A 10836-nucleotide genomic window follows, 5' to 3' on the forward strand; every position below is an offset into this window, starting at 1 on the left:
GCTACCGCCATGAGACAGCTTGCCAGCTTCTGTCACCGACGGCGACGCCTCGTCGTCGTGCTCTGGATCGTCGGCGCCGCCCTGGTCATGACGATCGGATTCCGGTACGCGGCGCCCGCCGACAACGACTTCACCGGCGGCTCGAGCGATTCCGGGCAGGCCCAGCGGATCCTCGACCGGCACTTCCCCGACCAGCGCGGCGACTCCCTCGTCCTGGCGGTCCGGGCGGACGCCGGGGTCCGCGACGCCCCCGGCCTCGACGCGCTGCTCGCCCGCGTCGCCGCCACCCCCGGCCTGCACGTCTCCGGCCGGCTGCAGGCCTCGCCCGACGGGCGGACCGGCTTCGTCGGCATCAACTCGGACCAGTCGCGGATCTCCACGGCCACCGCCCAGGGACTGATCGACGCCGCGCACGCCGCGAGCGGCAACGGCGTCACGTTCGCGTTCGACGGCGGGTCGGTGCTCGCCGCCGAGGTCCCGTACGGCGGGCCGACCGAGGGCTTCGGCGTGCTCGCCGCGATGGTCGTCCTGCTGGTCAGCTTCGGGTCGTTGCTGGCCATGGGCCTGCCGCTGATCACCGGGCTGATCGGGATCGGCACCGGCCTCGCCCTCATCGACCTGCTCGGCCACCTGCTGCCGGCGCCGTCCTTCACGCCCATCGTCTCCGCCCTCATCGGGCTCGGGGTGGGCGTCGACTACGCGCTGTTCATCGTCACCCGGTACCGCGAGGCGCTGCACGACGGCGAGGACCCGCACGCGGCCACGGTCACCGCGCTCGCCACCGCCGGCCGGTCGGTGCTGTTCGCCGGCAGCACGGTCGTCATCGCGATGCTCGGCCTGCTCGTCATGCGGCAGCAACTGCTGAACGCGACCGCGGTCGCCGCCTCGGTCACCGTCCTGATGACCATGATCACGGCGATCACGCTGCTGCCCGCGCTGCTCGGCTTCGCCGGTCGTAACATCGACCGGCTGCGCGTGCCGTACCTGGGCCGCACCGCCACCCGCAGCCCACTCGCCGAACGCTGGGCCGGCGTCATGCAGCGCCGCCCGGTCGTCGCGCTGGTCGCCGGCGCCGCGGTGATGCTCACGCTGGCCGCGCCCGCGCTGTCGATGCGGCTGAGCTTCGAGGACTCCAGCACCGCACCGCACTCCACGATGGCCTACCGGGCCCACGAGATGCTGGCCGACGGCTTCGGCGCCGGCTACGACGCGCCACTGGTCTTCGTCTCCTCATCCGGTACGGCGAACCTGGCGCAGGTCGCCGACGCGGTACGGGCCACCCCCGGCGTGGCGACCGTGACCCCGCCGCGCACCAGCCCCGACGGCGCCGCGCAACTGTTCGTGGCCTACCCGGCGACCGGCACCCAGGACGCGGCCACCCCGGCCCTCGTCCACCATCTCCGGGACAGCGTGGTCCCGGCCGGCGTGTACATCGGCGGCCCCAACGCGGGCACCATCGACTTCGCCGACGCCGTCGCGAGCCGCCTGCCCTGGCTCGTCGCGGTGGTCGTCGGCCTGTCGCTGATCGTCCTGCTCGCGCTGGTCCGCTCGGTCGTGATCGCGGTCAAGGCGGCCGTGATGACCCTGCTCTCCACGCTCGCCGCGTACGGCGTGCTCACCGCCGTCGTCCAGTGGGGCTGGCTCGGCCACCTGCTCGGCTTCCCGGCGGCCATGCCGATCACCACCTGGGTGCCGCTGTTCATCTTCCCGATCCTCTTCGGCCTCTCCACCGACTACGAGGTCTTCCTCATCTCCCGCATCCGCGAGGAGTACGACGCCGGCGCCGACACCCGCGAGGCGGTGGCCCGCGGCCTGTCCCACACCGCCCGGGTCATCACCGCGGCGGCCGCCATCATGGTCCTGGTCTTCGCGACCGTCCTGCTCGCCGGCGACATCGCGGTCAAGCAGTTCGGCCTCGGCCTGGCCACCGCCGTCCTGCTGGACGCCACGGTGGTCCGCCTGGTCCTCGTCCCGTCCCTGATGGAGATCCTCGGGCCAGCCAACTGGTGGCTCCCCGGCTGGCTGGCCCGCCTGCTGCCCACCACCGAGCCCCACCCGGCCTCGGCCACCTCGCCGTCCGCCGCACTCGCCGGTGATCGACCATCCGCCGGATAGACCGTGCGGCTGGTGATCGACCATCGGCCGGACAGACCGTGCCGCTGGTGATCGACCATCCGCCGGACAGACCGTGCCGCTGGTGATCGACCATCCGCCGGACAGACCGTGCGCTGGTGGCGGCGTCCTCGTCAGTCGGCGAAACCCGCCACCACCCGGTCGCGGCCGGCTCGCTTCGCCGCGTACATGTTTTCGTCGGCGGCGGCCAGCAACTCGCCGGCCGACATCCGGCCGTCGGCGTCCGTCGCCACCCCGATGCTCGCCGTCACCCGGTGGGCGCCGGTCAGCTCGGCCCAATCCATCGCGCGGATCCGGCTCGACAGGTCGGCGCAGCGTACGGCCGCCGCCTCCGCCCCCGTCCCGGGCAGCAGCAGCACGAACTCCTCGCCGCCCAGGCGCGCCGCGCACTCGGCGCCGCTCACCGCGCCGGCCAGCGTGCTGCCCAGCTCGCGGAGCACCATGTCCCCGACGGCGTGCGAGAACGTGTCGTTGATCGTCTTGAAGTGGTCGAGGTCGACGATGGCCACGGACAGCGGCTCGCCGGTGCGCTGCGCGTCCGCCACCATCGCGGCCAGGCGCTCGTCGATGTGCCGGCGGTTGAACAGGCCGGTGAGCGCGTCCCGGTGGGCGATCTCGCGCAGGCCTGCCGACACCCGGCGCGCCTCGTCGGCCTCGTAGACCGCGTGCAGCGCGTACGCCCGGGCCTCCCGCTGCGCCGAGTGCAGCGCCTCGCTGTCCTCGTGGAAGGCCCGATACTCCTCGTACGCCTCCCGGAATCGGCCGCCCGCCGCATGCCACTCGGCCCGCGCCTGCCGGGCCCGGGCCGCCACCGCGGCCAGCCCCCGCTCGCCGCACAGGCGGCTGACCTCGCCGAGGGTGGCGCCCGCCTCGTCGACCCGGCCGGTGGCGGCCTGGATCTCGGCGAGCGTCAGCAGGCACTCCGGCAGGCTGTCCCCCTCGCTGACCAGGGGACCGTCGGGGTCGCGCAGGACCGGCTCGAGGATGCGCTCGGCCTCGGCGTGCCGGCCCTGCGCCAGGCAGATGCGCGCCAGCGTGTCGAGGTAGAGGCCGTCCAGCTGGAGGCCGGCCTCGCTCGCCGTCCGGCGCATCTGCTCGGCGAGCCGGTTGGCGTTCTCGAACTCCTCGTTCTCGTACGCCGTGAAGGCCATGTTGTTCAGGATCGTCAGGGTCAGGCCGGCGTGGCCGATCGCGACGGCGATGTCCAGCGCCTCGGCGAACCGCCGCTCGGCCTCGGCGAAGCGGCCGTTGAGGTCGAGCAGGAGCGCCAGGGTGATGATCTGGCTGCACCGCAGCGGCGGCGACATCACGTCGGCGTGCCGCACGCCGGCGACCGCGTGGCCGAGCGCCTCCGCGGCGTCGCCGATCCGGCGGAAGAAGATGGCCAGCAGCCGGTGACTGCGGGCGAGCAGGAAGGCGTCACCGTGCTCGGCGGCCCACTGGTTGATCCGCTTGGCGACCTGGCCCTGGGTGGCGACGTCGCCCCGGCGGCCGGCCACGTCGGCGCCGATCAGCTCGGCCCTGCGCACCAGATCCGGCCAGTCCCGCTCCCGCGCGTACAGCTCGATCAGCGCGGCCGGCGCCTCGACGGATTCGAAGTCGTCCGCGGTCCGCTGCTCCAGCTCCTCCAGCCGCGACCGGATGACCTCCCGGTCGTCGGAGGGTGACACGGCGGACTCCACGGACCTCACGTCGGCCAGCGACCCCGTTTCCTGAGCGTTCCGGACCTGCGGTTCAGACCCCTACAAGAGCCGAACCGTACTCTTCCAGGCCGGACGGGGCGATCACCTGTTCATGCCATGCGGGATCGGGTGTGCCGATGGCGCCCGTTCCCGGCGCTGGGTCGGAGCGCCGGGAACAGGCGGTGCGCGCGCCGCCGGAGATCGTCGGGAAGGTCGCCGTTCGCCGCCGCCACAGCGGTGTCGTCGCTTCCCTTCGCTCCGGCGTACACGTCGCATGGAAGAGAGCGTGCCGCCGCCGCATCCCGTTACACCCGGCGGCGACTTCCGGCCGAGAATCTTTCCAGCGCGGATTCACCCGGCATGAAGCGCCCCCGCGATCGCGTCGAGGTCCGGCAACGCGACGCCGCCGAGTTCGTCCTCGTCGCGCAGCTCGCTCACCCGGTCCCGGAAGTCGTCGAACCGCTCGGCCGCCTGGTCGGTGTTGCCGTTGTCGAGCTGCCGGGCGACGCCCTCGAGGTCGTGCAGCAGCGCCTTGGCGACCTTGGGCCGCAGGGTGCCGGCGTCGGCCTCGCGCTGGAGGATCGCGGCGAGGCCGGCGAGCCGGTCCATCGCGGTGCCGGGCCGCGGCGCCGGGCTCGCGGCGGTCGGCGCGGCACTCGAGCCGGTTCCCGCCGGATCGGACGCCGGGTCGGACGGCGGCTCGGTCGACGGCTCGGCCGGGGGCGCCGCGACGGCGATCCCGGCATCCGGGGGCGATGCCGCCGGCGCCGGCGTCCCGCGGCCCGTGACCAGGGTGAATACCAGGGCCGTCGCGAGTACGGCGGCGACGACGCCCCCGGCCACCAGCACGGTCGTCCGGTCGAGCGGCCACCGCCGGTGCCGGCCGGTCACCGCCGGAAGCGGCCTGGTCGGCGAGACCACGGCGGCTGTGCCGCTACCGGCGCCTGGTCCTCTGGACGGCGCGGAGAACGCCGTCGGGGCGCCGAGCGCTCGCAACCGGTCCCGGGCGGCCCAGGCCGACTCCGGCCGGTCGGCGGCGTGCTTCTCGAGCAGCTCGTCCACCAGCCGGTGCAGGTCGGGCGGCAGGTCGGCGCGGAAGGCCCGCAGCGGCACCGGCGGTTCGCTCAGGTGCAGCTCGAGCACGTCGATCGGGTGGCTCGCGACGAACGGCGGGGCGCCGGCCAGCATCGCGTACAGCACGCAGCCCACCGCGTACAGGTCGGCGCGGCCGTCGACCGGGTCGCCGGCCGCCTGCTCGGGCGCCATGTACTGGCAGGTCCCCACCACCAGGTCGGCGCCGGTCAGCGCCGTCTCGCCGGCGGCCCGGTCGAGCAGCGCGACGCCGAAGTCGCAGACCTTCACCACGCCCGCCGCGTCGACCAGGATGTTCGACGGCTTGATGTCCCGGTGCACGACGCCGGCCGCGTGCGCGGCGCCCAGCGCGTCACAGACCTGGGCGGCGATCGACACCGCCCGCTCGACCGGCAGCCGCCCCTGCCGGGCGATGATCTCGGCCAGGCTCCGGCCGTCCACCAGCTCCATGACCAGGTACGCGGCGTCGTCGGCGACGTCCACGTCGTACATCCCGACGATGTTGTCGTGGTCGAGCCGGGCCACCGACCGCGCCTCGCGCCGCAGCCGTTCCAGGGCCGCCGGGTCGGCCCGCGACCGGGCGTCGAGGATCTTCACCGCCGCGTTGCGTTCCAGCCGGGTGTCGCATGCCTCCCACACGGTCGCGGTGGCGCCGTGACCCAGCGGCCGCTGGAGGTGGTAGCGCCCGCCCAACACGTGATCCGACATGCCGTTGTCCCTTCTGTCCGGCCGGAGAAGCCGCACGGGAAGAGCGTGCCCCGCCCCCTCACCGTTACACCGGCGCTCACGAAGGGGTGATGAGGCGGGTCTCGTACGCGACGACGACGGCCTGCACGCGGTCGCGGAGCCCGAGCTTGGCCAGCACCCGGGCGACGTGCGTCTTGACCGTCGCCTCGGACAGGAAGAGGCGGCCGGCGATCTCGACGTTGCTCAGCCCCTGCGCCACCAGGGTCAGGACCTCACGCTCGCGCGGCGTCAGCGCGGCCAGGTCGCGGTGCAGCGGCGACGCCGGCGGCTCGGGCGTGGTGAAGCGCTCGACGAGGCGGCGGGTGATGCTCGGCGCCAGCAGCGCGTCGCCGTCGCGGACGATCCGGACCGCGGCGACCAGGTACTCGGGGGTGACGTCCTTGAGCAGGAAGCCGCTGGCGCCCAGGCCGAGGGCCGCGTACACGTAGTTGTCCAGGTCGAAGGTGGTCAGCATGATCACGCGCGGCGGTTCCTCGCCGGCCAGGATGCGGCGGGCCGCCTCGATCCCGTCCATGGCCGGCATGCGGATGTCCATCAGCACCACGTCGGGCCCGGTGCGCCGGACCGCCTCGACCGCCTCGGCGCCGGTCTCCGCCTCGGCGACCACGTCGATGCCGTCCGCCATGAGGATCATCCGGAATCCGGCCCGGACCAGCGCCTGGTCGTCGGCGATCACGACACGCAGCGGCTGGGTCATCGGCTCTCCAGGGGCAGCTGGGCCTGGACCCGGTAGCCGCCGGTGAGCCGGGCGGCGGCCTGCAGGGTGCCGCCGTAGACGGCGAGCCGCTCGCGCAGGCCGGCCAGTCCGCGTCCGGTGGAATTGGCCGCCTCCGGGGCCGGCCGGCCGCCCGAGTCGGTGACCGTGATGCGCAGTTCGTCCGGCGCGTACGTGACGTCGACCGTGGCGCGGGCGCCCGAGGCGTGCTTGACGGTGTTGGTGAGCGCCTCCTGCACGACCCGGTACGCGGCGAGCTCGAGGCCGGCCGGCAACGCGTACCGGTCGCCGCTGGTGGTGACGGTGACGTCGATGCCGGCGTCGCGAACCCGGTCGATCAGCGGCGGCAGCTGGGCCAGGCCGGGCTGCGGGGCGAGGGTGTCCTCGTCGTCCGCCGCCCCCAGCAGGCCCATGACGCCGCGCAGCTCGCCCAGGGCCGCACGGCCGCCCTGCTCGACGGCGAGCAGCGCGTCGCGGGCGGCCTCCGGCGCGCTCTGCAGCACCTTGCGGGCGGCACCGGCCTGGATGACCATCATCGACACGTTGTGCGTCACGATGTCGTGCAGGTCGCGGGCCATCCGGGCGCGTTCCTGCCGGGTGGCCTCGCGCAGCGCGTCGGCCCGCTCGCGGCGCAGCCGGTCGGCGTGCTGGCGCCAGGTGCGCATGCCGTTGACGGCCAGCCCGATCGGCAGCAGCACCAGGAACGGCACCGTGCCGACCGGGACGATCGGCACGGCCAGGTCGTGGAACGAGCTGTACAGCAGCGCCGCGAGCGGCAGCGCGGCCAGGGCGAGGACCCGGTAGGGACTGTACGCGGCGGCGGTGTAGCCGGCGATCACGCAGGCGTAGAACGAGACGCGCAGGATGTCGGTGCCCGGCGAGTTGCCGTGCAGCGACAACACGGTGATCCCGAGGATCACCATGAGGGTCGCCAAGGGGTACCGGCGGCGCGCCAGCAGCGGGAGGATCGCGGCGATGGCGACCCAGCCCGGGCCCTGCGAATCGTGCGGCTCGCCGTAATACGGCTCCGGGGCGGGGCGGGGCAGCGGCGGGATGTCGGGCCCGCCCACCTCGGGTACCGGCACCGCGTGCACCACCGTGCTGTCGCTGGTGGTGGTCTCGAAGAGGTGCCCGGCGAGGCCGGTGCCGCCGAGCGCCGCCACGACGAACACCGCGACGAGCAGCGCGTCGAAGGCCCAGTTGCGGCGGGTCGGCCGCGGCGGCGGGCCGGAGCGGCGCAGCGCCCACGCGACCGGCGGCAGCGCGCGGAAGCGGCGCCACCGGGAGGGCGGTGGATCGGCGGTCACCGGCCCATTGTGTCCGGGCGGCCGAAGCGTACGCATCCATCTCCCGACTACGCCGCAAGGATGACCCCGGCCCGGGAATGCGCTCTTCCGGCCGACGACCGAGGTGCCCGGGCGTCCCTAGCGTCCGCAACCATGATTGATGTCGTAGATGTGAGCCGTCGTTACGAGGGCGACCAGGCCGCCCTCGACCACCTGAGCCTGCACGTCGCCGAGGGGGAGTGCCTGGCGCTGCTCGGCCCGTCCGGCAGCGGCAAGTCGACGCTGCTCAACCTGATCGCCGGCCTGGACCGCCCGACCGAGGGCACCGTCACGGTCGGCGGCACCCGGGTGGACCGGCTGGGCGAGGCCGCCGCGGCCCGCTACCGCCGGGCCACGATCGGCCTGGTCTTCCAGTTCTTCAACCTGCTCGACGACCTGACCGTCGCCGACAACGTGCTGCTGCCCGCGCAGATCGCCGGCGCCCCCGCCGCCCGGTCCCGGCAGCGCGCCCGCGAACTGCTCGAGACGCTCGGCATCGACCGGCACGCCGACGCCTATCCCGGGCGGCTTTCCGGCGGCGAACGGCAGCGGGTCGCGGTCGCGCGGGCGCTGATGAACCGGCCGCCGCTGCTGCTGGCGGACGAGCCGACCGGCGCGCTCGACACCGCGTCCGGCGCGGAGGTCCGCAAGCTGCTGGTCGACCTGCACGCCGACGGCCAGACCATCGTCCTGGTCACCCACGACGAGGCCCTGGCAACCACCGTCGCGACCCGCACCGTACGCCTGGTGGACGGACAGGTGACGGCATGACCGCCTGCACCGAGCGACACTTCCGCGAGTTGCGCGGCCAGGCCGCAGGCGAGGGCCAGAAGGGCATGCCAAAGGAGGGCACAGCATGAGTGCCATCCGGACCGTGGTGCGCGGGGCGCAGCGGCGCCGCGTCTCGACGATCGTGATCGTCGCGGCGACCACGATGGCGGTGACCGCGACCGTGCTCGCCGGCCTGCTGCTGGCCGCCTCGTCGGCGCCGTTCGACAACGCCTTCGCCCGGCAGCACGGCGCCCACCTGACCGCGCTCTTCGACTCGGCGAAGACCACCAAGGCGCAGGCCGCGGCCACCGCGGCGCAGGCCAAGGAGTCCATTGGTCCGTTCCCGGTGGCCACCGCCACCCCGAAGCAGGACCCGGAGAACCCGCCCATCCCGCCGCTGACCGTGGTCGGCCGGGCGGACCCGGGCGCCGACCCGATCGACAAGGTCACCCTGCTGGCCGGCCGCTGGGCGCGGACCACCGGCGAGATCGTGGTGGCCCGCACCAACCTGATGATCCCGCCCGGAATCGTCCTGCACCTGACGAACGGCTCCACGCTCAAGGTCGTCGGCGAGGCCCGGTCGATCAGCCGCACCGCGCAGGGCTGGGTGACCCCCGACGAGGCCGCCGCGCTCGGCCAGACCGGCTGGCAGATGCTCTACCGGTACGCCGACGCGAGCAGCGCGACCGCGATGACCGCACACAGGACCGCGCTCGGCCCGGCCGCGCAGGCGCAGTCCTGGCTGGACGTCCGCAACGACGCCGCGCACCGCACCCAGCTGTACGTGCCGCTGCTGAGCTCGTTCGGGCTGCTCGGCCTCGCCCTGGCCGCCCTGGTCATCGGCAACGTCACGGCCGGCACGATCGCCTCGGCCACCCGCCGCATCGGCGTGCTGAAGGCGCTCGGGCTGACCCCGTCGCAGGTGGTCCGGGCGTGCCTGGCCCAGGCGCTGATCCCCGGCCTGATCGGCGCGGTCCTCGGCATCGTCGTCGGCGACCTGCTCGCGGTGCCGTTGACCGCCGACGTCGCCGACCTGTTCGGCACCGTCCCGCTGTCGGTCACGCCCTGGGTGGACGCCATCGCGATCGTCGCCGCGGTGCTGGTCATCGGCGCGACCGCGGCGCCGGCGGCGTACCGGGCGGCCAAGCTGCGCACGGTCGACGCGCTCGCCGTCGGCCGTACCCCGCACAACGGCCGGGGCCGGGTCGCCGCCCGCCTCGCCGCCCGCACCCGGCTGCCGAGGCCGCTCAGCCTCGGCCTGGCCCAGCCGTTCACCCGGCCGGCCCGGCTGCTGGCCATGCTGGTCACGATCGGGCTCGGCGCGGCGGCGGCGACCTTCGCCATCGGCCTGACCCTCTCGCTGCGCCAGGTGCAGGCCGCCCACGACGCGCCCGACACCTCCGCCGACGTGCTCGTCGCGCCCGACCGGCCCGGCGCCGACGACCCCCGGGCCGTCATCGCGGCCACGCCGGGAACCGGCCAGTTCTACGGCCGGGGACCCGCCGACATCACCGTCACCGGGCTGCGCGATGCCGCCCAGGGCACGGTCACCTCCGGGGACGCGCGCTGGGCCGGATACGCGATGCTCGCCGGCCGCTGGTACACCGCGCCGGGCGAGGCGGTCGTCTCGACCGGCTTCCTCACCGCGACCGGCATGCACCTCGGCGACACGGTCACCGGCGCCGGCCACCGGCCGCTCACCCTGGTCGGCGAGGTGTTCGACGGCAGCGCCAACAACCACCTCTACACCGACGTCGCGAGCCTCTCCGCCGCCGGGGCGCAACCGTTCCTCGAGTGGTACGTCAAGCTCCAGCCGGGGACCGACCGTACCGCCTACATCGAGGCGTTGCGAAGCAAGAATGTGTACGCCGAGGCCACCAGGACCGAGGGCGTGGACGGGACGCTGCTCGTGCTCGACTCGCTCACCGCCCTGCTCACCGGGTTGCTGGTGTCGGTGGCCGGGCTCGGCGTGCTGAACGCGGTCGTGCTCGAGTCGCGCGACCGGGTGCACGACATCGGCGTCCACAAATCGGTGGGGATGACGCCGAAGCAGACCGCGGCGATGGTCGTCGCGTCGGTCGGCCTGCCTGGCCTGATCGGCGGCGCGGTGGGCGTCCCGGCCGGATACCTGCTGCACCGCTGGGCCCTCCCCGCGATGGCCCACGGCGCCGGCATTCGCCTTCCGCAAACAACAATTGACGTGTACGCCCCGGCCCTGCTCGCCGTCCTCGCGCTGGCCGGCCTGGTCCTCGCGGCGGCCGGCGCCCTGCTTCCGGCCGGCTGGGCCGCCCGCACCAGAACCGCGGTGGCGCTACGCACCGAATGACGACCGCCGGCCGGCCGGGAGCGGCAGGACGCTCCCGGCCGGTGC

7 protein-coding genes are annotated in these 10836 nt (G+C 74.3%); 3 read left to right on the forward strand and 4 right to left on the reverse strand.

What is annotated here, in order from left to right; translation table 11 throughout:
• Positions 1–9: 9 nt before the first annotated feature.
• Positions 10–2115, forward strand: a complete 2106-nt coding sequence (locus tag IH26_RS0102395) for an MMPL family transporter (RefSeq protein ID WP_034213378.1) — start codon at positions 10–12, stop codon at positions 2113–2115.
• Positions 2116–2246: 131 nt separating this feature from the next.
• Here IH26_RS0102395 and IH26_RS0102400 read toward each other — a convergent pair whose 3' ends face one another.
• The 4 genes from IH26_RS0102400 to IH26_RS0102415 all read right to left on the reverse strand — a co-directional run bounded on the left by IH26_RS0102400 (position 2247) and on the right by IH26_RS0102415 (position 7676).
• The gene (locus IH26_RS0102400) at positions 2247–3803 is read right to left on the reverse strand and encodes a GGDEF domain-containing protein (protein ID WP_030434426.1); all 1557 of its coding nucleotides are present in this window, start codon (positions 3801–3803) and stop codon (positions 2247–2249) included.
• 363 nt (positions 3804–4166) lie between these two features.
• Positions 4167–5615, reverse strand: a complete 1449-nt coding sequence (locus tag IH26_RS55365) for a serine/threonine-protein kinase (RefSeq protein WP_051807302.1) — start codon at positions 5613–5615, stop codon at positions 4167–4169.
• Between the two features lie 76 nt (positions 5616–5691).
• Positions 5692–6351 carry a response regulator gene (locus IH26_RS0102410; protein ID WP_030434428.1) on the reverse strand — a complete coding sequence of 220 codons (660 nt, stop codon included), beginning with the start codon at positions 6349–6351 and terminating at the stop codon, positions 5692–5694.
• On the reverse strand, positions 6348–7676 hold the full coding sequence (locus tag IH26_RS0102415; protein WP_245664879.1) for a sensor histidine kinase: 1329 nt from the start codon (positions 7674–7676) through the stop codon (positions 6348–6350). Before IH26_RS0102415 ends, IH26_RS0102410 begins: the two co-directional genes overlap by 4 nt.
• Before the next feature lie 132 nt (positions 7677–7808).
• Between IH26_RS0102415 and IH26_RS0102420 the strand changes: the two genes are divergently transcribed.
• Entirely contained in the window at positions 7809–8465 is a 657-nt protein-coding gene (locus tag IH26_RS0102420) for an ABC transporter ATP-binding protein (RefSeq protein WP_030434430.1), read from the forward strand.
• Positions 8466–8550: 85 nt separating this feature from the next.
• Positions 8551–10791 carry an ABC transporter permease gene (locus IH26_RS0102425; RefSeq protein WP_030434431.1) on the forward strand — a complete coding sequence of 747 codons (2241 nt, stop codon included), beginning with the start codon at positions 8551–8553 and terminating at the stop codon, positions 10789–10791.
• Positions 10792–10836 lie beyond the last annotated feature (45 nt).

Source organism: Actinoplanes subtropicus, from assembly GCF_000721705.1.
Classification (GTDB): Bacteria; Actinomycetota; Actinomycetes; order Mycobacteriales; family Micromonosporaceae; genus Actinoplanes; species Actinoplanes subtropicus.